Annotated in this window: 13 protein-coding genes; 3 read left to right on the top strand and 10 right to left on the bottom strand. The window is 60.0% G+C overall.

Annotated elements, in window-relative coordinates; translation table 11 throughout:
* Positions 1-129 precede the first annotated feature (129 nt).
* A complete protein-coding gene (locus KRZ98_RS18865) occupies positions 130-1,116 on the top strand; it encodes an alpha/beta hydrolase (RefSeq protein ID WP_216313461.1) in 987 nt (328 codons plus the stop codon).
* Between the two features lie 623 nt (positions 1,117-1,739).
* Here KRZ98_RS18865 and KRZ98_RS18870 read toward each other — a convergent pair.
* On the bottom strand, positions 1,740-2,357 hold the full coding sequence (locus KRZ98_RS18870; RefSeq protein ID WP_156448141.1) for a hypothetical protein: 618 nt from the start codon (positions 2,355-2,357) through the stop codon (positions 1,740-1,742).
* A 158-nt stretch (positions 2,358-2,515) separates the two neighbouring features.
* Between KRZ98_RS18870 and KRZ98_RS18875 the strand changes: the two genes are divergently transcribed.
* The gene (locus KRZ98_RS18875; RefSeq protein WP_156448140.1) at positions 2,516-3,127 is read left to right on the top strand and encodes a hypothetical protein; all 612 of its coding nucleotides are present in this window, start codon (positions 2,516-2,518) and stop codon (positions 3,125-3,127) included.
* Between the two features lie 551 nt (positions 3,128-3,678).
* Here KRZ98_RS18875 and KRZ98_RS18880 read toward each other — a convergent pair.
* Together KRZ98_RS18880 and KRZ98_RS18885 are read right to left on the bottom strand one after the other, a co-directional pair.
* Complete coding sequence (locus KRZ98_RS18880) at positions 3,679-4,695, bottom strand: hypothetical protein (protein WP_066768691.1); 1,017 nt, start codon at positions 4,693-4,695, stop codon at positions 3,679-3,681.
* Positions 4,696-4,823: 128 nt separating this feature from the next.
* Positions 4,824-5,954, bottom strand: a complete 1,131-nt coding sequence (locus tag KRZ98_RS18885) for an MFS transporter (protein WP_254798695.1) — start codon at positions 5,952-5,954, stop codon at positions 4,824-4,826.
* A gap of 278 nt (positions 5,955-6,232) precedes the next feature.
* On the opposite strand from KRZ98_RS18885, the gene KRZ98_RS18890 reads away from it, so the two are divergent.
* On the top strand, positions 6,233-6,745 hold the full coding sequence (locus KRZ98_RS18890; RefSeq protein ID WP_156448139.1) for a hypothetical protein: 513 nt from the start codon (positions 6,233-6,235) through the stop codon (positions 6,743-6,745).
* Between the two features lie 412 nt (positions 6,746-7,157).
* Here KRZ98_RS18890 and KRZ98_RS18895 read toward each other — a convergent pair whose 3' ends face one another.
* The 7 genes from KRZ98_RS18895 to KRZ98_RS18925 all read right to left on the bottom strand — a co-directional run bounded on the left by KRZ98_RS18895 (position 7,158) and on the right by KRZ98_RS18925 (position 23,927).
* Complete coding sequence (locus KRZ98_RS18895) at positions 7,158-8,945, bottom strand: hypothetical protein (RefSeq protein WP_066768688.1); 1,788 nt, start codon at positions 8,943-8,945, stop codon at positions 7,158-7,160.
* 235 nt (positions 8,946-9,180) lie between these two features.
* A complete protein-coding gene (locus KRZ98_RS18900; RefSeq protein ID WP_066768686.1) occupies positions 9,181-11,646 on the bottom strand; it encodes a hypothetical protein in 2,466 nt (821 codons plus the stop codon).
* Positions 11,627-13,174, bottom strand: coding sequence for a hypothetical protein (locus KRZ98_RS18905; RefSeq protein WP_066768676.1), 1,548 nt, complete (start codon positions 13,172-13,174; stop codon positions 11,627-11,629). The genes KRZ98_RS18900 and KRZ98_RS18905 overlap by 20 nt, the downstream gene beginning before the upstream one ends.
* 199 nt (positions 13,175-13,373) lie before the next feature.
* Positions 13,374-16,148 carry a phospholipase D-like domain-containing protein gene (locus tag KRZ98_RS18910; protein WP_066768670.1) on the bottom strand — a complete coding sequence of 925 codons (2,775 nt, stop codon included), beginning with the start codon at positions 16,146-16,148 and terminating at the stop codon, positions 13,374-13,376.
* 1,356 nt (positions 16,149-17,504) lie between these two features.
* Positions 17,505-20,774, bottom strand: coding sequence for a hypothetical protein (locus tag KRZ98_RS18915; protein WP_156448137.1), 3,270 nt, complete (start codon positions 20,772-20,774; stop codon positions 17,505-17,507).
* Entirely contained in the window at positions 20,771-22,726 is a 1,956-nt protein-coding gene (locus KRZ98_RS18920) for a serine protease (RefSeq protein WP_066768663.1), read from the bottom strand. The genes KRZ98_RS18915 and KRZ98_RS18920 overlap by 4 nt, the downstream gene beginning before the upstream one ends.
* Positions 22,719-23,927 (bottom strand): serine protease, encoded by a 1,209-nt coding sequence (locus KRZ98_RS18925; RefSeq protein ID WP_066768661.1) that lies wholly within the window; start codon positions 23,925-23,927, stop codon positions 22,719-22,721. Before KRZ98_RS18925 ends, KRZ98_RS18920 begins: the two co-directional genes overlap by 8 nt.
* Positions 23,928-23,929: the final 2 nt, after the last annotated feature.

The following is a 23,929-nucleotide window of genomic DNA, read 5'->3' on the forward strand; positions in this document are numbered from 1 at the left end:
CATGACGACTGCTTGAGATTCATGTGATTTCCGTGTAGGTGAAATCTCCTGTGCGGCATCGGTTCGTGGGCCTCACCGATAAGAGAGCAGTATATTGACCGCCAGCGTCGGGAGGGTACGCTCGCGGGCATGAACGGCTTGGTATTCTCTCGCACTAAATATTTGATTGCACTGGTAGCAGTCCTTTCCACGGCTGCCCTTGCGGAATCGCCTGTGCCTCCCGTCCAGACGTTTGTTGAAGCGCCAGGACCAAATGGTCCACTCAAGGGAACGATGCTTTCGGCGGGAAAGGATGCTCCAATTGTCCTGATGATACCCGGCTCAGGACCAACCGACCGCGACGGCAATAATGCTCACGGGTTGAAGGCGTCCACTTTGTCGCTGCTAGCTGACGGATTAGCCGCACGAAAGATCGCGTCGGTCCGTGTCGACAAACGCGGAATGTATGCGAGCGCCGAGGCAGTCCCAGATGCAAACGCGGTAACGATCAATGATTATGCGGCGGATGCTCACTCGTGGATCAGGTCCATCCGGGGCATGACGGGCAGCAAATGTGTTTGGGTTCTCGGACACAGCGAAGGCGGTCTCGTCGCCTTGGTGGCAGGGCAGGATAGTAGTGACATCTGTGGCCTGATCCTCGTTTCGACGGCAGGAAGACCGTTGGGCGACGTCTTAGAGGAACAACTGAAGTCCAACCCTGCAAATGCGCCCATACTCGATCAGGCTTTAACAGCGATTTCCGATCTCAAAGCTGGAAGGCACGTCGATGCCAAGGACTTGAGTCCTGCGCTGCTTCCGCTTTTCCATCCGGCTGTACAAAATTTCCTGATCAGCGAGTTCGCTATCGACCCGGCAAATTTGTTGGCAGGGTATAACAAACCCTTGCTGATTTTGCAGGGGGAGCGCGATATTCAGGTCAACGTCTCTGATGCACAATTACTGAAACGCGCGAACCCTGCCGCCAGGCTCGTGCTTCTGCCAAATACGAATCATATTCTTAAGCAAGTATCTTCTGACGATCGCGGCGCGAACGTGGCCACCTATTCAGACCCAAGCTTGCCTCTCGCTCCTGCCGTTGTCCCGGCAATCGCAGATTTTATTCTCTCTGCTCCATGAGCGGCCCGCCTTATGGCGATTGACCGACAATCAGGCTTTTGCCGCCGCCTGCCTGTGGTTTCCGTCAGGGAGAGCTGCCGATGTAGGGGCTGCCATTCTTTGCCGTCCTATACATGTTCCGATATGCTTGGAAGCTGCCGTTAACTCTCAGCGGATAGGTTGCGACGCATGGTAGAATTGCATGATCCGTACGGAAATCGAACGACACTAGGGTGGATGCTCAGCCTTTGTGCATTATTAGCGGCCGGAGTAGCAGGGGCCTTAATTGCCCCCGCGACGCTATGGGCACTATTTTCAGGAGTAATAGTCGGTCCAGAGATGCATCCTCGCGGCTACAACTGGAAACTGGCAATGCTCTTCGCCTGCCCGCCTATGTTGATTGTAACAACGGTATCAGGCTTAAGATCGTTCTTTCGTAATGTTTCCGCATGGTATCTCGCGTTTACCTTTCTCCCAGTATCCCTCAGTGCCACGATACTCGCAGTCGATTTGGGTTATGTCCGTTTTGAAAATTTGGCGCTTTAGAAACCGTCAGTCCGCAAACACCCATTGCTGTTTCAGCAAGCCGAACGACAACCGGGCCATAGCCGCTGCCCGCCATGTCATTGCCGTCGGCAGGACGCCTACAGCCCTTCGGGTAGCTGAACCCCGCTGGGAATGCGCATGGTCGTGGTGAACATTCGCAGCTTTGAATCGAGCGCGGGACTTGTGATCGTCATAAGGTTCATCAGGTAGGGATTTCCTTTTCCATCCCGCCTGAAAAATGCGCGTCGTTCGATGGCACCGCGCATAGCGGTCATGCTGGGCACCGGCTTCCAATCAGTCCGTGAAAGCTGGGTCGAGACGGCATCGGTGATGTTTAGGGTGGGTTCTGACAGCAAAATTACTCGACAGCCAGGCTGACGACCGCCAACGGCCAAAACGACTTCACCTTGGTCAAATGACTTTGATCCCATCGTTGCCTGCGAAATAAGTGTTAGGCCGGGCCTCCCCAAACCCTTCATCATGCTGTCGTTCACACCGTAATTCAGCCCCATACCTTCAATGACTTTTACCGATTTATCGAGGGCGTTGGGATCGGCGACGGTGGGCATTGCAATCGTACCGGCAGCAATACCATAACAATTTTTCCCGCTAAGGTCGGCGATCGAGCGAGCCAAACTTTCATCAGATGGCGGTGCGGCCACAAGAGGCCCGCTACTAATTGCGACTATAAGCGAAAGGGAAAACGCGAGGCGCATGAGAACTCCTAATTCCGGCATCACTTGCCTACGACCAAATTCTTTCTGAAAAACGAAGGGTATATATCTATCTACCGGCAAACAGGCGGTTCCCGCGTCAGTGAGGAGGCGGAAGGCCGTCGATTGGCGATAGATCGATAGCGTGTTATCCGCTGTTCGTGATAAAGAAAGCCATTCTTACGACGACATTCGCTTTGCTGGCGGGCACGCTCGCTGGTTGCGAAGACGCATCCGACAAGAGGGCTGGCGCGAGCGCAAGCGAACTCCAAACCGCGATGTCATTTCTGAATCATCCAGTGGAGGTGAATGAACAATGGCGGCTTACCTCGTCCGACGGTACGCGTTCTGAGTTCCTTTTACCTCTCGGTTCGGCCGAGGCAAAATTGCAATCGGAGCGCCAAGCACTCAAGGCTATTGTTCTTGCAGGATATGGCGGGATACCCAAGAAACATTATGATGAATTGCGTTCAGCAGTTGCGGACGGCAGAGTCCGTGCTGGCCCGCAGGATAAGCGCTCCGGGTTGATTGGTCTTGATCAAGGGAGAAATGTTTTCAGCGTGAACCTTCTTGGGCCAGAGGATGTTGCCCTATCCTGCGAAATCAACGGATTCCATACACCATCATTTGCGGCAACCTGTCAGTGGGCGCATGATGGAGCATCCTTCTCCATCGAAGGTAGCCCAACTGTGATTTCTCATGCCGTGATCCATCGCAAAGCGTTAGAAGGCGCATGGTCTAGGCGAGTGGGCGATGCCAATGGCGGCGGATGAAGCCGACAATCAGGCTTTTGCCGCCATGCCACGCCCCGTGTGGATTCGGACGGGGTTTATGCTATCGTCAGGGAGCGTTAGCACAATCAATGTCGCTGCCCTTGGGCACACGATTTCGAAATGCAACGAGCCAACTATTGGAAGGCCTTTCCGCCATCACGAAACGCGCTTGGCAACGACGGCCTGCGTATTGGAACGTACACACCGCCGTCCCTTTGGCTGCCCGGTGGCACAGAAGCCCCTCTACTGCCTCGGCGCGTACAGCAGGAATTCCGTCGCAAACATCGACCAATGCTCGACAAGCATTTTCCTCATACGAGACATAGGCACTTGCGGCTTCCAAGGGGGTCGGCAGTGGCGGCACGTGAGAATAGCGGGACATGGGGTGACTGCACCCAACAATGGAAATCGTGGCCGCTATCATCAGAGTCGTGCGCATTCGCAATCTATGCGGCGGTGAAGGGCGCACCTGCAACGAAAATCAGGCCATTCCCGACGCTGCCCCTCGACCCACGTTCCATTGGCCACTACCAGTCGGAAAAGCAGCGCGCCTAGCTACCGCGCTGCCCTAAGCGCCAGACAAGCAACCGGATGAACGGCTCAGGGTCATCAAGGCGGAATGCGACCCTGCTAAATGCAACACGCTTCTTCAGAAACGAACGACGCGGCAGCGAACGGTCCAACCGCAGCATGATGTTGGGCCAAGCCAACAGCGCTGCGTTCAGCGTCACGGTGTCGCGCACCTCCTCGCCGGTAAAACCGCTTTCGACGGCAACAATTGCTTCGAACGGAACCAGTTGGTCAATCAGGAAGCCAGCCCGGACACGGACTCCCTCCGGGGTCAGCAGCACCGGCCTGAACCGGAACGACTTGATGAGGCCGACCAGATAAACGAATCCTACATCGCTCAGGATGAACATGACGATCGAGGCGATGCGGCTCCAATGTCCGACCAGCAGATGGTAGACACCAATCTCGATCGCCGACAGGATCAGCAGCGTGGCGCATATCGGCGTCAGGTGCTTGTGACAAGCGAAGGCGCGTGCGCTCGTCGGCACGTCCGCTGGCCCTCCCCAGCGGAAACAGGCCATGTGGATCACGGTCAGTTCCGCTACAGCCAACCTCACAAGCGCAGGCGGGAATATTTCCGATACGGCAGAGAGCCACTGCTCCCTCCGATCGCTGGTCGGCCTGCTTAGCACTCGACCCGCTCGGGCCGTGGCCCCGGCAATATGGCTGAGAACGAAAACCACCATCATGAGCGCCAATATTGGCGTTTCGAAGAGCAAGCCACGCATCGACGAGGGTAATCCCAGCCATACGGTCAAGCTCGCTCCGGCTAGCACGCCCAAAACGGCGCGCCACTCCGGTTTTCCCGATGAACGGGCAACTAGCGCCAGCATGAGCGTGTCCGAGACAATCCAGAGAAAAAGCAGCAAGGCGACGAACGGATAGGATGCTGCCAGCGGTGTTCGTACCGCCATTCCGGCCAAGATTATGATGACGAAGGGTGCCGCCTTCGTAGCGATCTGCCGACCATAGAAGCCGTTGTTGGTCTGGGTTGTCATTAAAACCCCCTGTCCGCGTGCGTGAATGGCCGAGTGGTCAGTGCTATCGTTACTTCAACTCTGCTAACAGCCCCAAACGAGAAGTCGATGTGATAACGAAGATCAGGTCAATCTCGGAGCTTTGATCCTTAGATTGGTGCTGTGCGCCATCCACCATTGAATATGCGCCATCCTATTACGCCCGCTGCAACGCCCAGCAGGCCACCGACGAGGTAGGCGGTTGGCGCATCGTTCGGCACGAAGAAGCCACCGGCGACATAGCCGCCGATTACGGCCGTGCGCGTCACCGCGCCATAGATCGCGGCTACCTTTCCATGATCGGCGGGCGGGCATTCGGATTGAAGCAGGGTGCGGACAGCGACATTGTGGATGCTGTTCGCGCCGCCGCCCAGAATGAAGGCGACAGCGACGATCGCAAATCCAATCGGCGCGAGGCCGATCAGTAGCATTGTCACGCCCATGACGGTGGCAGTGCCGAACGCGGTCAGGCCGATCCTATGGCCAATGACCTTTTCGGCAAGCCCAGCGCCGATCAACATTCCGCCCGCCCATAGTGCCGTCAGCATTCCGAATGCGGTCGGCCCGCTCCCCAGTGTCACCATGACGAGGAACACGAAAGCAACGTCGGCAATGGCGGTCGCGAACACTTCGAGGCTGAGCGCGCCCGTCACCACCATCAAGCGTCGATTGCGAAGCAGCGGCAGATAGTCCGCGAACAGGGTTTGTTCCTCGTGATCGCCCCGTTGCGGCTTGCGGCGTAGACCGCTTCCCATCACGACGAGCGCCAGAAGGGCAAAACTGAAGGCATCGACCAAAAGCGTGTTGCGCGATCCGATCCATCCTACCAGCACGCCGCCAGCGACAGGACCAGCGAGCATTCCAAGGCTGCGGACCATTTCTAAAAGGGAGTTGGCGCGCGCGAGGGTCATACCCAACCCGCTTGCCAGCACTGGTATCAGCGCGAATGTCGCAGCGCTGCTGATCGTGAACAACACGCTCAACAGCGCGGCGCCTGCTAGCGTGAATGTAGGATAGTGGGCGATGAGCGAGATTATGCCCGCCTGCAACGCCGATGCCATGACCAGAATACGTGCCGCGTCCCGGCGGTCAATCAGGCGGCCCGCGTAGGGCGCGGCTATAAGGCCGGGCAGCAACTCCATGATAAGCAGCACAGGCACCGCATAGGCGGGCGCTTTCTCGGCGGTACGGAACATCAGCGCCAGCAGCGTGATTTCGTCGCCGATCGTCGAAACCGTCAAGGCGGCAAGAACTAACCATCCCCAGCCTTGCCGGAACTCAACGCCCACTCACTTGCCCTTCTACATTGGCCTGCTCTTTGCCGGATCGCTCTGCACAAACGGAACCACGGAGAAGCCGATAGCGGGTTACGTCAACGCACGCTGCAAATTCCTGCCAATCCGCAACCGACAATCAGGCCATAGGCGCCGCCGTCCATGTGGTTTGCGTCAGATCGGGAAGATCGCTGCCAGCAGCGTATCCATTGACTTGTCTTCACATCAAGGATCATCATCCAGTGATGGCTCGGTCGAAAAAATTTATGTGCCTGATGCTGGCGATGCTGTCCGCGCAAGTTCCGTCACCCTCAAGGTCGAACACTCCGCCACCAATTTATCCGCACGACTATGATGGGCCTTACATCGTGTGTCGTCCCGGCATCGCTGTGCCCGTAAAAGCCGGTGAAAGGCTGCACAATGTCGGTTCGACCGATATGCTGTATATTTCAGAAGGTGAGCTAGTAATAGATACCTTCACAGAAGACCCTGAGCGTGATGCTGATATCGTTCATTTCCGTGGAACATCAGATGTACCGGGCCTCGGCCTCGTCACGCGCTATGAATTGACGTCTAGAAATTCTGATTATCGTGCCATTGGCTACGTTTACGATACAGGGAAGCCATATTTCACAGGCCACTATCGAGTGCTGTTCCGCTCTCCGCAATTTACAGGTTCTGACTCAGATAAAGCCCTTTTGACACGCGCGGTAAGCGGGGAGGGAGCCATCGCAATGTGCCCGCGACGTGGTGACTAGGCACGCTTTCACGAAAATCAGGCGGTTTGCGACGCTCGCCATGCGTTTCGCTGTCAGGTTAAGGCGCTGCTCGCAATCCATGCCGAGAATATCGTTCTGCTTTTCTCCGACGTGGAAATGCCAAGGCGCGATGAACGGCTTTGCCCTTGCCCGTCACGCTGCCCAAGGATGAAAATGGATCGAGATCGTCATAGCCAGCAGTCTGGTGATGCCGTGCGATGGCGACATGCCCGAGAAGCCGACATTCATCCAGAAGCCATTCGATAACCAAATGCTCAGCGCCTGCCTGCGCGACACCCTCGCGGAAGGGAAAAAGCCCGAACCTCTAAAACGCTCCGTCTAGATTTTCGAAAGCTGCCAGCTTGCAGTTTGTGTAAACCGCACCAATTCGGAATGATCGCGTCCGGGCACTTCATCCCTCTGAGAGGCAGTCGTCCAAAAGGCGCACTACAGTGGCAAGCTGGTCGGCAAGCTGATCATAGAGGGTGTCCATGACATGACCCCAGCCACCCCTGGCGGCGGCAAGGTCGAGACCAAAGCGCTCCAATGCGCCGGCAATGAGCCCATCCATATCCTCCTTGCGATGACCGGCCACCTGCCGCAGATCGGACAAGGCGAAAAGCTTGTCGATGGGGCGCCCGACCGCCGTACCCGCGGCTTCGAAGCGCGAAACTATCTCCTCGGCCGAGTCCCACACCGATAGGCCCGCCTCATGCCCGATCTGACAGAAGCAGATTGTCCGATCGAGGAGCTTGAGTCCCCGCAGCTTGTCGATCTTGTCGGTCTGGGGGCCAAAGGCGCGCACGAAGAGCCGCAAGTAGCGCTCCGCCAGACATTCGACGACGAGCTTGTCGAGGTCGAGGCAGCGGGCAAGAAAGGCCGATCGCGTCATGTCGAGCGGAATGTGCCGGGCAACCGGTTCGACATGGAGCCCTTGCCACCAGCCATGATAGTCGAGCCAGGTTCGGTCAAGCTTGACGAATTCCTCACCGCTTACCTCGATCCCGAAACGTGCGGCCAGTGCGGACAGCCGCTCGCCGACATCGGCAATGCCGTGGGTCAGCGCCTTCGCCCGCGTGCCGACATTGGGAACCTTGCGTGCTTCTGCCGACAATTGTTCGGCGGTTGCTGCAACGGCGTAACCATGCCAATGCTGGACGACGCGGTGCGGCGTCCCACCGTAAAGCTTCCTGATCTCAAGTTGGATCAGATCTCGCCCGATCCGGCTGGCAGGCCCCACGTTCCACTGGTTCTGATAGCCGACCCCGCCGCTTTCAGGATGAACATGGAAGCCTGGCCGTCCCTCATAGGCGCCGAGCACTGTATCGCGGACGTAGATATAATCCCTTGGCCGAAATCGGTCTGCAATGCGCGACGTGACGGGCGTTGGATTGCCCGGCCAGACAAGCCCCTGCGTTTCAAGCGGATTGACCGAGATGGGGAAATCGCCAGGCCCCGCCACATGACGCGCGCCCCACACCTGCGCGCAATACCCCCCCTCGCGCCGACGTTGGACATCGATCTCGCGCGTCAGAAGATGTTCGTTCAGCTGCTGGCTTGTTCCCAGCGCCAACTCCGCCGCTTTGTCGGTAAGTCCATGGCGGATTTCGTAAAAGACCTGGACGAGTGCCATCTCGCGCAGCGAGAGGTAATCTTGCAGATAATCGCGCGATACGACGGCGCGCATGTCGTCATAACGCAGATCGGCATAGAGCGAGGGCTTATCGACCGAGGCGACATCGAACTCGGGTTCGGCGGGATTGTCCCAACGCGTGGCCCCATCGACATGGACGCGCGGCATCAATCCATAGGTCATGGCAAACCGCGGATCGAGGACCATGGCTGTCTGGTTATTGCTGGTCCACCCCAGGATCAGCGGTTCATAGTCCTCCCGCACCGAAGGCGCACCATCTTTGCCCTCCAGATAGGTCCCGATCCAGAATCGTGGATTAAGGCTCTGCGGGCCGTTCAATAGGGGCGATGGCCGTCCGCTCGATTCCACCTCATGGCCAAAGGCCCGGAGCCGCCCTCCCAGCGCTTCAAGCTGAGCGACGGGGACCAGCGCAGACCACATGAAACGGACACCCGGCACAGATGGGTCGTCGAAACCACGTATCTCGGCGACGACCACATCGGATGCAGCCCAGGGGCATTCCTCAGGGATGTGGGCGAGAAGGTCCGGCCACCAGTTTTCGTACATATAGTCCCGTCTTTTATCACGCAGTGCGCGCGTGCCCGCTTCGTCGAAGGGCTTCCTCAGGGTACGCCGTCGCGCCATCAGGTTTGCGCTCAGTAATCAAGTTCGAGCCCGTTCTGATGCCGGAAAACGCCGTTGGCAATGATCTATCGTAACGCCCCCTGAGGCGCAGTTTCTCAATGAATTGAGGCCCCAAGGGACCATCGGCTCAATGCCAATCAGGTGCATATAGTCGAATTCAAGGCATCACCTTTTCCAGTTCCGCCATGCCCTTCCTTACATTCTGGGCTTGCGCGGCAGACATTCCGATATGCCGGGCCATCTGGGTCACGGCCGCCTCAACCTGCGGCCCTTTGGTGAACGCGAAGGCCGAAGTCGATCGGTAGAATTCGGGTATCTGGGATTCGAGAATCGCAGCGAGCGATTTCGCGCCTGCGGCCGCTCTTGCCTCGACAAGGATGGCGGCAAGAATCCAGCGCGACAAGATCACGAGCGTGAGGATCGGTATGGGGACGTTCTCCAGTTCGCGGTCGAGGGGAATGCGGGCCATGAGTCCGTCGGTGAACCTGCGCCCCCAGATCAAGCTGATGAGACGGGCGCCACGCATGAGAAAGCCTTCGTCCTGCCTTCGGGTCCCAATGGCCGAGAAGGGCATCAGTACCCCGACCTCAGTTTCATCGACAGAATATCTGTGTGAGCAGCCGTGGAGCATGAGGTAGATCATAAAAAGGGCGCGCGTTACGAAGTCGAGATCGAGCTCTTGTCGGGATTTCGCGACCGTCCCGATATAGTCCTCGAATCGCTCGATCGCCCGCTCCAATGTCCTTTGGTTGCGCTCGAACGCTTCGCGGGGAACGGGCTGGGCAACAAGTCGTCTTTCCCTGACTCCGTTTGCCGGAGGAGCGTCCGCGGCATCTCCATCCTGGTCGTCGTCCGCCTCATCGCCCTCCTCATCGCTCCCCTCATCGTCCTGGTCCTCGCCGGTTTTTAGGGCGGCGGCCGACGCGGAGCTGTCGTGGTCGATCGTCTCGCTGTCCTCGAGCTGGACGATACCGCGCAGCACGATCTGCAGAAGGAGTTGGAGGGCCGGATTGTTCGCGTGCGAGAGTCCCCCTGCCATCAGATCGGCCTTGAGCCCCAGTGCCTCGCGAAATTCCTCGGGCGTGTCGAAATCCTCGCCAGCCACTGCGGCAACCGACGCGCCCCGTCGATCCGCGCGTAGCGCGGACCGTCTGATCGGATTGGCATCCCCAAAAAGCAAGTGGACGTCGCGGGCCAGGTCGATCAGGTCGCTTTCACCGTTCAGCACTGCGTCGAGCTTACGCTTTATTCCGCTTGCGAGCGGGCTCGGCGCCGCCGCCATCAGCCTGTTCGGCTCGTATACGATTACCGGGCGACTAATCCTGCCGTCGCACAGCGCTACTCTCGCGACGATCGTGGAACCGCTGCGCGCCCCTCCCAGTCGCGCGTGAGGCCTTACGTCGCCTCCGGCAATCAACGGATGGCGATCATCATCGATTAGCAGATCAGCCCCTGTGGGGTTGATGCCCGACGGGACGCTCCAGTAGAGCCTGTCGTCCTTGCGCTCAATCCGGCCGGGATTGAATCGCGGCGGCGCTGCGGATGGCTCGGGCTTCTCGGGGGCCGAGATGTCCTTGGGGCGAAGGATCTCCGAAAAGTCGAGCCACAGGGTCTTTTCAACCGTGCCTCGTGGGAGGCGCCGGAAGATCGCCGCCTCATGGTTGAGTCCGGGCATGCCAGAGCCGCCCAGGGCTCCGGCGGTGCAGTTCGTGCTACCAAAGAGCAGGAAGTCATATTTGCGCGTCTGCGCGACCAGAAGCTTGGCGTGCAGGAAGCGATGATTTCCGCTCGCGCCATGTGGATGGAAAGTCGGCTTCAGTTTCGAGCCGAGCGCCTGGATCGGGAATGTCGATTGCCGCGCCCCGGCAACATCGGACAGGGTCATGAATATGTGCAGAGGTGGTTTGCCCAGTTCAGCGTGCACCCGCCGCAGAGCCTTGAGGTCTGAATCCCAGTAGGGTGAAATCACTACAAGGCGTTCCACCTTGCCTTCGACGTTCGCGAGAAAGCGGTCGCCGATCGGTTCGTTTGCGTCCGGAGCGGACAGCATCAGATCGACGAGGCTTCCGTCGGCGAACACCTCTGCCCCCTCCCCCCGGTCGGTACATGCCAGCCAAGGTGCCTGAGAGTTCAGGAGATCGAACTTATAGGAGAGGTCGGGATTCCCTGTCGCAGAAACCTGCGCGATCAGCCAGTCATGGGCTCTGGCTATAAGCCTGCGGTGGACGGCGCTGTCCGGGGTTTCCGCTGATTGGGACCAATCGAGGCTTGAAACGAGTTCCCGGTTGCTGCCCCAACCCGCGGAGGTCGCGTTCGCCGAACCAAGGGTAAAGCTTGCCTTTGCCTTGCCGTAGCGGATCATCATCTTGGGATGGAAGCAGCCGGTCCCTTCGATCGGCTCGATCAGGTACTTCCGGCCAGCATGGCTGAACGCCTCCGGCAATTGCTCAAGTGCCTGCGAGAGCATCGCAGCGTCCGCAATCAGCAGGTTGTTCTGGCACCCGACCGCCCGGAGCCGGTACTGGACGTTGGCGTCGTAGAAAGCTGGGTCTACGCTGAAAGTAGTTGTAATCGAGCTGTGGAAGCCGGGTCTCTTGAGGTCGTCAAACAGGTTGAACGGCATCGAGCAGCGCCTTTCCTGCCTCGGCTACATCGCCCTCATCATCGAGCAGAGCGCCGTCATATGCGAACGTCAGAAGATTGACGATGCGGGGGTTGGTGAAAGTATATTCGGCCGGTTCGCCGTCGACGAGTCCGCTTTCATCGACGATAAAGCGATAGGTGTAGGTTCCTGCCGCAAGCTTCTGTCCAGCGATCAGCAGGTGGTTCCCGATGACGAACTTGCGCACCAGACCCGCGAGCCCCTCCATTGCAGGTCTATCGGCCATCTTGTCGAGATAGCGGAAGATGCCTTCCGCCGATCTATCGGCGACGGTGGCTTCAGCCAGTATCCCGTTGATCGCAGCATCATCGCTCCAGCGCCTCCACAACGACAGCAGGAGATCGATGGCTTTGCGCACCTGTTTGCTGCCGGGCTCACTTGTCCCGCCCGCGATGTCCGCGAGTTCAGATCCGGCCTTATGCTCGAGGGCCAGGCTGCCGAGATCCCGTGCTTCGGCGACTCTGGCGAGGGTGGATGCCGCGTCGCCGCGGCGAAGCGCGAGGGTGGCTATGGCGCGAGACAGTTCATCCGCGGTCGCGCCCGACGTCTCGTTGATGCGGTGGGTCAACGCGTTGAGCACAAGCTCGAGTGAGATGTGGCAGAGCTCGTTCACGAAATAGGCGCGCCAATGGGTCAGGTTCTGCGCTAGAAACTGGTTGGTGACGGTTCCGATGTTGTCTTGGACGTAAAGCTCGCGGCGAAGGTCGTTACCATCCTGACGACCGATGCGACTAATGATGTTGAGGACGTTCCATAGCGTCGCCCGACGTGCTGGCGCAGTATCATCGTCTGCCCTCTCGCCGCGCAGGTAACGCAGCAGCAGTTGCGTCTCCCCCGACTGCACATCAAGATAGGCCGGATGTGCCTCGTCCGATATGGCGACGCAGTCTGCATGGTCGATCCTGCCGGTCCTGATTGCCTTGAGGATTTTCTTGCAGGCTGTCGGACATGCTTCGGCGAAGGCTTCGGCAAGATCGAGGCCATGATCGGGCGACACTGCCTGGACGCGGATGTTGGTTTTCAGGAGCATGCCCATCTGCAGCATGCTGGCCACATAGAACTGCCCGAAATTGCCCCTCACCGCCTTAAGATACTGGTTTTCTTCCCCTGGGCCGTCCGTCCAGGGCGTGAAATCGAAGGCTTTGCCGATCCCGATGTTTTTACCTGCCCAAGCTGAACCGGCCATACCGTTGGCCTCGTCGCTGTCTCCGATCTGACATGCAAGCGCATATATCGCCTCCGCGCGGCGCACGAAGATGCGCCACTTTTTTTCGTCGAGGCTGTGCTGCGTCAGCTCGAACTGCCTGACTACCCAGCAATAGAATGAGAAGTAGCGCAGCCGGTTGGTAACGTTGGTCAGTCCGGGAAGGAGGTCGGTGTATAACCGAACCGATGCCGCCTGCAGTCCGAGCGGATCTCTTCCCGACGAAAATGAGCCGGGCTTGTTCCAGTCGGGAAGGACTTCGATGCCCCTGGTTTCATTCGGCATCTATAGCCCTCTAACGAAATTTTTCGAGTGTCGGACCTATCTCCCTCTTTAGTCTTGCAGAAGAGTTAGCGCGCCGAGGTTCGTCAAAAATCTATTCGAAAAATGGCGCCCTTTTCCTCCTTCAATCGCAGCCTGCTCAAAGGCCAGCCCAGCAAGGATGCCCCCAGTTTGGGAAGAAGATTATCCGCTTCAATTTGTTCTATCGACCGTAATATTCGGACAAGGGCATACGGACATAACCCGGCGGCGGGCCGGCGCCCTGCGCAATCAGCGCAGGCTTTTCGACGCCGAGGGCGACCGCAGGCCTGGCTCTTGCCCAGTCGATCTCGAAAGCCTTGAGAAAATAGGCAGCGATCTCAGCATCGTCGAACAACAGGCTTGCGTCGCGATTGGTCGATACCGCCTGGTCGCTCCAGTTCTGGCTGCCGACAAGTACTCGCTGCCCGTCAGCTATGATCCCCTTTGTATGAGTGTTGGTGATGATGCGGACGCACCGCGCTACGTCGAGACCGCGACGACGAAGCTCGGTAATATCATCATCGACATCGCCGGCCCGAAGGATGATCCGAAGGTCCGCAATCTCCTTCGATTTCGCGATCAGCGCCTCGACCAGTTCATCGAGATTCCCGGCCATGTCCTTGCGGATCTTGATATACTGATTCTGGAAGACGAGCTGCCGCCTGGCCGAATGGATCAAAGAGAGCACCGCGTCGGTATAGATCCGGCCGCGCCGATCTGGCGTCAGAACCGGCTGGACCTTAACGCTTCGTCCGGTAACACGCAGCGGCTGGAGCCGTTCGACGGGCGCTTCCAGAAAGATTTCCTCGGGCACGTCGACCATGATTTCGGCTGGAGCGATCGCCTCCTCTCCGCCGCCAAGCTCTCCACATTGATCGAAGTCCGCATTGATATGGGCTTCAAACATGTCGGCCAGCTTGCGGTTCTCAAGCACGATATGCCATTCACGGTTGCCGCGCGCGCCGCCATCGACAGGCTTTGGCTGGCTGCTCCTGGTCCAGTTGCCGCTGGATAGCCAGACCCACTGGCTGTCGGCTACGCTGACCTTGATATGGTAGGCTCTGGTGACCAGCTTGCCGTTGCCGACAGGCACATAAACATTCGTGAAGGCGAAGTCGTCACGCCATTTCTCGAAGGTGGTATCTCGACGAAATTCACCGTCCTTGGGCCCGCCATCGCCACTATCGCGGGTCGCGGGATCGAGTACGATCTTCATCGTCAGACCGCCTGCGTCAAGGCGCTCCTTTACGGCTTCCATTACATGGGCCGCGAAGAACTGGTACATCGAACTGGTGAGCGTCGTTTGGACCTTGCCCAGAAACTCCTGGAGCATGGGAAAGCTCTCTTCCGGTCCGACATGGGCGATGACGGTCATTTCCTCTTCCACCGGATCGAAGAGAAATGGGGCCTTCGCGCGGCGCGCGTCGTCATAGGCAATCGTACCGGGCACCTCCAGCTGATCCACCGTCAAACCCAGTTGTTCATCGATCGTCGCATAACGAACATCGACGGGATAGCCTGCGAATGCCGCTGGAGCGGACGCGCGAACGACCTCGAAGCGTTCCGGGCGAGCTGCCAGGACAAGGACATCCGTTCGTCCGTTGAAGCCCGGCTTCACCCTGACGACCCCATCCGGCAACGCTTGCGACAGCCGCGCAATTGCCTCGTCCAGAGATAGCGCTTCCACGGTCTGCGCTGCGGAGCCAGTATCCGGGACGCCAAGCGATACCGTAATTTGCAAAGGTATGCTGATCGTCACCGCGCCCCCATCTGGAACGTGCACTGCTGCGGGTGCCTGGACGGCTACTGCCGCGGGCGTGGACGGGACTCCGGCGGTTGTCGGCCTTTCGGGCGTCGCAACGTTGCGCCACCACTGCTCCCAGGGTCCGTCACTTCGATGCCCACCGCCCCGGATGTTGACCCCGGCATCGATAATCCGCCCGTCACGTGCGAGATCAACGGCGGGGACCGCAAAGTTCGAATCCTTGTATATTCCGGCAAAGTGCAGGCCGACGACATCGCCCGTTTCCGCCGAGAGGACGAGCGAACCCGAATTTCCGCCTAGCGTGGAGCTGTCATGGCAGCCCGCGCTCATCATCTTGCCGAAGCTGTCCACGTTCCTCCGCCCGGCGAGAAGACCGGGCTGGAAGCGCTTGATGTTATAGACGCCGCGGAAAACCTTATCCTGTACATCGGCCCGGTTGCGCGGATCAAATGCGGGATAGCCGACGACCGCGATGCGGCGGGGTCGCGCCGCATCCAGCTCGACCGGTTCCAGCCAGAGGGGGGCATGTCCTTCAAGCCCCTCGATCTCCACAAGCGCCATGTCGAAATATGGATGGATCATGCGGATCTTGCGAAACGCGAACGGCGTTCCCGCCTGATTGTCCAGCTCACGAAGAAAGTCCACGGCCGGATCTATGCCCGAAATGAACTGGAGGCCATCGACGCCGAGCCCGCTCGCGAACAACTGGGCGACATGTCGATTGGTCATCAGCAGGCCCTCGCCCACAACGAAGCCGGTACCGCCGTAAGGAACGCCGGGATTTCCCGGCAGTTCGATACGCCCTACTGATGGTATAGCCTGGACGAAATTGGCATGTGCCGGTGTATCAGCACCATAGTCGCGCCAGGCCGGATGGTCGATCGTGAAGTCCCCCCCGATGATGTCGATTGCGGGTCTCAGATCCGGCAGGATAATGGCCTCGGCGATAAAGCCTTCTCGCTCATCAAGCGGTTCGTCGGCCACTGCCTTGCGGGCAACGTTCGTGATTTCGTCTGCGGAAATGTCGGATGGTACATCATGAGGTTCGTATCGGCCGGCAACATGATACGCAGCTTCGGCAAGCGTAGCGGTCGATTCCGCCATCACCCCCGGAGTCCCGTCGACATTCTGAACCCTGCCAAGAAGCTGCCGCAAATGCGCGCCGATCGAGGGAGACTTTGCATTGGTCATGTCTTCGCCTTCCCTCATTACAGTTGCACATCGCCAGCATCGACCAGCGCACGCAGCATGACTGCCGCTCCGCACTGCTTCGATGTGGCGTTGGGATCGAATTTATGGTCCGCCACGAATTTGCCCTTCGTCCACTGGTCCGAAAAGCTCCACAGATAGGGTGAATTGATACCGAGCGCGTGATACCCATATCCATTAAAGCCCTCGAACCGATAAAGGACGCGCGCCAGGGTCCAGTCGGCCTGATGCAGAAAGCCTTCCTGCTCCAATGCATCTAGCGCGCTGCTGCTCCAGTCGCTTGGCGGGTTCCAGACTTTGGGACGTCCTTTGGGCACCTGAACCGTGCGGCTGCCCAAGGGATCGCCGTTATGAAGGTGACCCGTGAAGCTGAAGCTCGCTTCCATGCCATGCACAATGGCAATGAACCACCAGGGCACGCCGCTCTTTGCCGCGACCGCTTCATATTGCGCGCGCCCCTTGCGTATCTTCGCGACATACCAGGCGACGGTGCCTTTCCATTTATCGAGAACCTTCGCCTGGGCGAACAGCTTCTCATAGCCCTTCTTCAACGTCTCGAAACTGACCGCCGCCTCGGCGCCGACGCCCTCAAGCTCGGCTGGCGCCCAGACTGCATGATGATTGGCCTGAAGCTGCGTGATTGCATCTTGCAAAGTGTCGATCTGCGGCAGCGCCGGCGCATGTGTGATGATATTGGCCCCGAGCGCGGCCAGGGCCTGCAGGATGTCGGCGTCGGTATCAACGACCTCATCGACACCGAGGCTTTCTTCCATGCGCTGGATCGTCCAGGGTGCCTCGTCGTCATATAGCGCCTTGTCGGGCTTCACCGAGAGATGGAAATGATGATCATGCGGGTTTTTCCCGGTGTAGGATCGCCACGTCCAGGGCGCGACGCCCCCAATCACTGACGCATTGGCAATTCGACGGTTCCAGATGAGATATTTGATGCGTTTGTCGCGGCTCGCGCGAAGGGCCTCGACGATCCGGCCGGCATCACAGCCACTGGCAGGATCATGGGTGATGTCGATCGCCGTTACGACCCCTTTGGCGCCGTCGCTCACCCAGGGATTGTGGTCCGATGCGCGCGACTGGTGGGCTGCGTCTCCAACGATGCCGTCGCTCTTGGTCTTGCGATCAGGGTAGACCGCATCGATCCGTGCACGCAAGGCGAGGAGGGATTTTGCCGGCCGTGAGGGGCGCACCGCCTCCGCAGTAACCCCGGACTCCGGAGCATCGGGCTCGCGATGCTCACAAGGATCGGTATGACCGTCCTCGTCGTCGACGACAGGTTCATCATATTCAGGCTCGGTCATGATGTGTCTGCCCTTCTTCTCCCGCCTATGCGGATAGAGATGATTCGTTTCTCCAGTCGCTGCCGCCGCCCAAGGCTTCGTCCCATGCGAGGTAGGAACTCGCGACACGTGCGACGCTGGCGCCAGTGACATCGCTGGACGCCAGCGTCTCGGCCAGATCGGCGCACAGTCCGGGCAGAAGACGAGAGCGGTCGGCATAGCTGATGAAGGCGCTGAGCCAGGCGCGCGGATTAGCGCGTAGCCTTTCGTGGAAAGTCTCGGGTTCGAGTTCGGCGGGGCGAATGGTCATCCCTATCGTCGCCCTTTCAAGAATGGGACGGAGCCTCTCCGTCCCCCCTTCGGCGATCACGCGCGCCATCCCTTCGCGCAAGGGACGAAGAAACTCAGCCGTCATGCCGCGAAGCAGCAGCGTCCCCGCCGATATATCGCGGCCGTTCCAGTCGATCTCGATCGCCTCGCGCAGCTTCATAAACTGCTGGCTCACCATCGCGATCGGCTGACCATGCAAGTCGTCTATCTGGCGCTGCACCCAACTGAGGGCATCGACCGACGCGACGGCACGCGTGCGGCGAACCCGCGCCAGCCAGTCCCGCTGCGTCACGGCGAACTGACCGATCGCGAGTTCCGCGTTCAAGGGCTGTCGCCGGACCAGGTAAATCCGCCCCTCGCCTTCATTCCCCCTAACTCCGCCCATCATACGAGGAGACATGAGCCTCTCGTCACAGAAGGCCTCGGCAACCGCCAGCAGTGGCGGCAAGGTCGCGAGCCCCGGCCCCGTGAGATAATTGCAAACGGTCTGAAGCAGATCGATATGCGTCCGTTCCAGCTTGCCGGTGTCGCGCTGGAGGGCGAAGCGCGTGATCCAGTAGATGCGTTCGATATTGGCGTTGACCGAGCGTGGCGAAAGCTTGCTCGAGAGGTCCTCGACGACCGCCGATATGGCGATATCCTCACAATCCCACTCGCCAAGATCGGCCACCGCCTGAATCACGAAAGTCGGCGGCGCGCCTGGCTCACGCGTCGGCCGCTCGCGATACATGGCCAGCGCTTCAGCCGCACGGTCATCGCCGACCAGCAGTTCTCCCTGCCCCGGCTTGCCTTCGCGCCCTTCGAGATGAAAGCGCCAGTCGCGATCGTCCAACCGCCTATCGCTCGGTATGGCCTCAAACTGCGAGGAGATCGCCTCCGCCTTCGCACCGCCAGTTGCGTCCCCCCTTCCAACGGCAATGACGGGCGGCGCTCGCCCGAAGCGTTCGCGCACGGCGCTGAACTGGCGCGAGAGCAGCAGGGCATCGATCTCGGAGGCGACCTCCTCTTCCAAGGCTTCGGAAAACTGGTCGAGCAGTCCGCGCAAAATCTTCAAGCTCTTGTCGCCGCGCGGGAGTTTTGCAGGGCCCCCAAGTGCCCTTTGATGATAATAGGTGAGCGCCCGATCCAGCGGATCGCGCCGACGCTCATGATAGGTGAGGAGCGCCTTGTGTGCCCGGTTATGCAGCTTGCGATCGTCATCAACCGCCTGGACCAAAGTCATTACAAAACGCCGAAGGTCACGATTGAACGTGAACCGCTTTCCATCCAGCGAGGCCCGGCCAAGCCACGCCGTCCGCTCGATACCTGCAAATACCCTGCGCGGTTTGCGCCTTCCCGTTGCTTGGAGAGCTGCCCCGTCCCCCCCTTTCACCTGATCATCGACCAATGGGATGATCACCGTTCCCAGCATGGCCGATGTAAGGATCGGACTGGCCATCGCGGCGATTACATAAGGACGGACCATAGGGTCGGACACATGTGCGATCACGCGCCGCAACAGGTAGATGCGCGCGCTATGTGAATCGACCTGCGCTTGGCCGTGAACTGCATGAATATCCTGGACGAGCCGGGCGTCACCATCCCGCAGCGCATCGGCGGTGATGCGCAAAAGAAGGGGATTGCCTGGGACTGCGTCGGCCGCCGCCTGGCGCAACTTCTCGTCGTCGACACCGCAATTGGCAAGCAGTTCGGCCGCTTCGGAAGGGACAAGCTCGGGAAGGAAGATCGGTGGATCGAACTGGGCACCCATGCGCTCTAGTCGGGCAAAGAGGGACAATTCTCCAACCGGCAGGCTGTCTCCTCCGGGCGGTGGATCGCGCCCCGCGATGATCAGCCTGATATCGTGGGCTTGAGCTTCGGTGGCGAGAAAATTCAGCCAGTCGGCAATCCCGGCAGCGGCCCGGCTATCGCCTTCCATCACCAATTCCGCTGTATCGAGCACCAGCACCAAGGGGCCATGCAAGCTATCGGGCGACAGCAGGCCGAATAGAATCGAGCCCTGGTCGGACACGCTTTCCGAGATCTGACGCTGTCCGCCAAGCGAGCGTCGCCTACGTTGCCCGGACGACCATCCGGCAAGCGGGGTCCAACCGGCATAATCCGGCAACCGCAGCGCCGACGCTGCGCCGCGCAATTGCGGTAGAAAATCGGAAACCCGGGCACGTATCTGCGAGAGGTTACTTGCCAGTTGTTCGAACAGCGCCAGGTTGAGCGTGATCATGCGCGAGGGGTCGATGCCTGGTTCGTCGAAATCGATCCGCGCGATCGCGGCGCCGCCGGCCCTCTCTTGGAGCTTGCGTTGCAGATAGGCGAGCAAGGTGGTCTTGCCCCCGCCCCCCGCCGCCTGGACATAGATGGCTCGAAGTCGCGCGTCCTCGCCGGGCAGGACGAACCGTTCGAGAATGGCAAGGGCATCCCTATGGGCTTTGCCTACCAACTGCTGTGCCGTCATGCGTTCAAGATCGGCGGCAAGGACCTTGCCGGCGAGAGCCGCCCCAATCTCGTCCTTGTCGAAAGGCAGTCGCCAGCGATCCCCAAGCCAGTCCCGAACATTGGCAAGTGCCCGCAGTGCCTTATCCGACAAGGCGGCAAGATCGACGGGCTTGTCGTCCAACGCCAGGCGAAACGCGCTCAGGATCACATCTTGCCCATCGGAACCAAGATGCGGAGCCAGGGCACGGACGACTTCATCTCCGAACGCCGTTGCAATCGCTTGGCGTCGAGGTTCGACTTGCATGAACCACTGTCCCGACCGCGTCGCTGCGGTGGTCTCGACCTCTCCCGCAAGCGCAGCGAGCATGTCGCCGCCACCACCTCCCGCCAGATTGCGCACAAGGTTGGTCGGTGTCACCCATCCCCGGACGGCAAGGCAAAGCCGTGCGAAGGGAAGATCATCGCCGTAATGCCGGGTAGTTGGACCTGCAGCTTCCCGGGGCGCCGCGAACACGGCCTGGAGATTGACGTTCGCGGACGCTTTCATCTTCATGCCCATAGTCCCGCCTCCAGTGTCATGGCGGCCAGCGCGAAAAAGCTCGTTCGCAGCGCAGCATTGCCAGGAGGTGCATAGGGATAAGGTCCCAGGATCGGCGCAAGGCGCTGGCGAAGGTCCGACGTTCTGAGCTTTACACCACGCGCGTCGGCTAACGCACCCACATAGGCCTCAAATTCGTCAGGCGTTACATGCGTGAGCCAGATCGGTACGGCCCGTATGTCTTCTGTCGCAGGATTGTCGAGCAACAGATCGTGAAGCACAGTCTGTTCGTCCGGCGTAAGGCCGATCAGCACCAGCCTCACGGCTTCCTCGGCAAGCAGGCGCGTGATGAATTCCTGCCAACTGGAGCCTATCAGGCGGTCTGGTCCTCCATCCGGACCGAAGTCGATGACGAGCGTGCGCGGCCCCGTGCTATATTGCCCGCCTCCACGCAGTTGTGCGATCAGATCGTTCGCATCGTTATAGCGAAAATTGGCGGCGCCGGTACGGCTGGGTGAGGGAGTTGCGTCACTCCCTGCGGGAACGGCTTCACGCGGCGAAAAGGCCGCGACCTGGGTCGGACTGATCTCGATATAGTCGAGGCCCGACGGATCGAGCCGCGCTTTGAGGATCTGCTTGCAGAAGCTGGCGCCCGCGCCGCGCTCCCCGCTCACGAAGCACAGCCGCTCGCGCGGCATTGCGCGGCGAATCCACTCTTCGAAGCGATCGCGCGTAAACCAGGGATGGAAAGCAGGAAGCCCCGCGGACAGCGACGGATCGGCAGCGCCCAGCACCGCGCGGACGGCAGCTTCCCAGTTTGCCGAGAACGCCGGATCGGCAAGCCGCTGGCCGACACGATAGAGCTCACCGACCAGTTCGGCATCCTCGAACTCGACACCTTGCACAACGATCCGCGATAGCATCGGATCGCGGCCGGCGGCACTTTTCTGATGTTCCCGAATGGCGGCTATGCTGATGCCACGGTTGAAAGGCCTGTTCTCGCCTTCGACCGGTAAAGTGACGCTCCCCTCATGGATACCGGCCAGTTTCCCGAGGTCGTTTATGCAACATGCCCCCGACATGCCTTGAACGGCGTTCGCCTTATGGAGCCAGCGCCCTCCGCCCGCATTGGCATTGACCACCACGTCGATGTCGACGACGCCCGCCTTGCCGCCGGGATACCCTGTCGTCCAACATCTGCGTTCAGCATCTACGCCAGCCGGCGGGTCTACGGCGACCGGTTTGATATGCTCGACACGCTGCGCCAGTCTGATGAGGGCATAGTCGAGCGTGGGTTCGGGCGGTGAAGCAAGGCTGAGATTGAGCAGGTTCGGCCATCGTCCCCAGGGCTTCGATGACGCTACCAGAGCATCCTTCACTGCCGCGCGCACCTGGACGCGATCAGGCGTTGCTGCGCCGTCGCGGGGACTGAAACTGAAGATCAGGTCGTCGAAAATCCGATTGGACCATGTTCGCGCGTCGTCGTTTCCCTCACAGTCGAGAACGACATGTGCGGCGGTGAGCACCATGTCCGGGCGCACCAGGAAAGCGGTTCCCCGGGGACCTTGTGGCCCCATGACCATTGCGCATGCGCTATAGGCGTCATAGACGGCCAGCAACGACCTGGGATCAAGAAAGCCCGTAGCGTGGTTGATGATCGCCTGCATGATGCCGCCGCCGCTCGTCAGCGGCAGCATGGCGGCGACGTCCGCAGCGGGGCGCCCGTTGTCCACTTCCCATTTCCCGACGACATCGGCGAGCCGGTCGAGGAAGCCGATCGCACTCGCCTCCAGACAGGCGAAGCGGATCGGGTCCGCCCCACCGCCCGCGACCAGTTCCTCCCAGGACCGAGCGCTGCCACGCGGATAGGTGGATTTGTAGCAAATCTTGAAAACGTCGGGCGGCAGCGTCGTCCATCCCGCGAGATAGACGGCCGGATCGAAAGGCTGGTCGTCCCCGTCAGCCAAAGGGCACCCCCAGCGGCTCCAGAGCCGCCTGCGCTCTGGCGAAAGACAAGGCGTAATTGGACTCCACGGTCTCGCCGCCAAAATGCAGGGCAAAGCCTGGGGCGCCGTCATCGAGCCAAGCCACCACCAATGCGCCCGACGCGCCGCCGAACGTCGTCGCATCATGACTGATCGCCCGCTTGCCTGTGTCCAGCGGATGGGTGCCAAGCCCGTGACGGAAACGGCCCGGCGCCAACCGCTTTACCCCGAACCGCCTGCCGAACAGCTCTGCGATCACAAAATTCCAGTCGACCTTGTCGCCTTTGTTCTTGGCCGGCTCGCCTGGAAAACCGATGAGCGCCATCGAGGAGATTTCGCCTGTCGCATATTGCGCGCTCGGGCTGAGCGGCCTGACCGCATCGGGCAAGGTTACCCCATCATCGAGCGGCTCAAGCCGGCAAACGGCGGCGTCGATCCCGCCAAAGACCGCGCCCGCGCCCTCAGGCAGGCGAACCTCCGCGATCCTGAAACGCCGCGTGTCGAGAACGCCCGACTCCGCGGCGAAATCGATCTCGAAATCACCCTCGACGACGAGACGTCCGCCATCGTCGTGCATGGCGATGCCGTGCAAGGTGCGCGCCTGCTCGATGACATGGAAGTTGGTGATAACCAACCGCTCGGCTCGATCGACCAGGGTGCCGCTTCCGATATAGTAACTGGCATTGCCACCGGCCGGCTGGATGCGCCCGACAGCCTTCGCCACTCTCTCGACCGCGTCGCGCGACGCGACGAGGGATCCTTCCCATTCCCCAACGAACGGGTCGTCCATAGCGACACGCCCACCCGACAGCAGGAAGCTCGGGCGGCTTCCGTCGGCGATGATGATCGCCTCCATCGCGCAGAGTTCGTCAGGTCCAAGCGAGAAATCGCGGGATTTGATCTTCTGCAATGCCGGTTCAGCATGTGCGAGCAACAGGTCCAGTGCCCGTTTGCGCGCCGGTTCGACGGCGGCGCACGGGCCGGTGCCCGGAGGCACCGCATCGCCGCCGCCCGATCCCCCGGACAATGCCTCCAACTGTGCCGTCACCCGATCGAGAATAACGTTGGAATCGGAGGGCACGCCCGCGCCCTCCGCCATCGACAGACATTCGGCCCGTGGGCCGTCGGTCGTCTCGCTCGCCGCGAGAATCCCTGCGAGAAGCTTTGCCCGTTGTTCGTGCATGC

The organism is Sphingobium sp. AS12 (genome assembly GCF_019097845.1).
Lineage (GTDB): Bacteria > Pseudomonadota > Alphaproteobacteria > Sphingomonadales > Sphingomonadaceae > Sphingobium.

What these genes read in the sequence shown, in the direction of transcription:
- KRZ98_RS18910 (WP_066768670.1), bottom strand. Translation starts at nt 16,148, where the DNA reads ATGACCAATGCAAAGTCTCCCTCGATCGGCGCGCATTTGCGGCAGCTT.
- KRZ98_RS18900 (WP_066768686.1), bottom strand. Translation starts at nt 11,646, where the DNA reads ATGCCGTTCAACCTGTTTGACGACCTCAAGAGACCCGGCTTCCACAGC.
- KRZ98_RS18915 (WP_156448137.1), bottom strand. Translation starts at nt 20,774, where the DNA reads ATGAAGATGAAAGCGTCCGCGAACGTCAATCTCCAGGCCGTGTTCGCG.
- KRZ98_RS18870 (WP_156448141.1), bottom strand. Translation starts at nt 2,357, where the DNA reads ATGCGCCTCGCGTTTTCCCTTTCGCTTATAGTCGCAATTAGTAGCGGG.
- KRZ98_RS18890 (WP_156448139.1), top strand. Translation starts at nt 6,233, where the DNA reads ATGGCTCGGTCGAAAAAATTTATGTGCCTGATGCTGGCGATGCTGTCC.
- KRZ98_RS18905 (WP_066768676.1), bottom strand. Translation starts at nt 13,174, where the DNA reads ATGCCGAATGAAACCAGGGGCATCGAAGTCCTTCCCGACTGGAACAAG.
- KRZ98_RS18880 (WP_066768691.1), bottom strand. Translation starts at nt 4,695, where the DNA reads ATGACAACCCAGACCAACAACGGCTTCTATGGTCGGCAGATCGCTACG.
- KRZ98_RS18865 (WP_216313461.1), top strand. Translation starts at nt 130, where the DNA reads ATGAACGGCTTGGTATTCTCTCGCACTAAATATTTGATTGCACTGGTA.
- KRZ98_RS18925 (WP_066768661.1), bottom strand. Translation starts at nt 23,927, where the DNA reads ATGCACGAACAACGGGCAAAGCTTCTCGCAGGGATTCTCGCGGCGAGC.
- KRZ98_RS18895 (WP_066768688.1), bottom strand. Translation starts at nt 8,945, where the DNA reads ATGTACGAAAACTGGTGGCCGGACCTTCTCGCCCACATCCCTGAGGAA.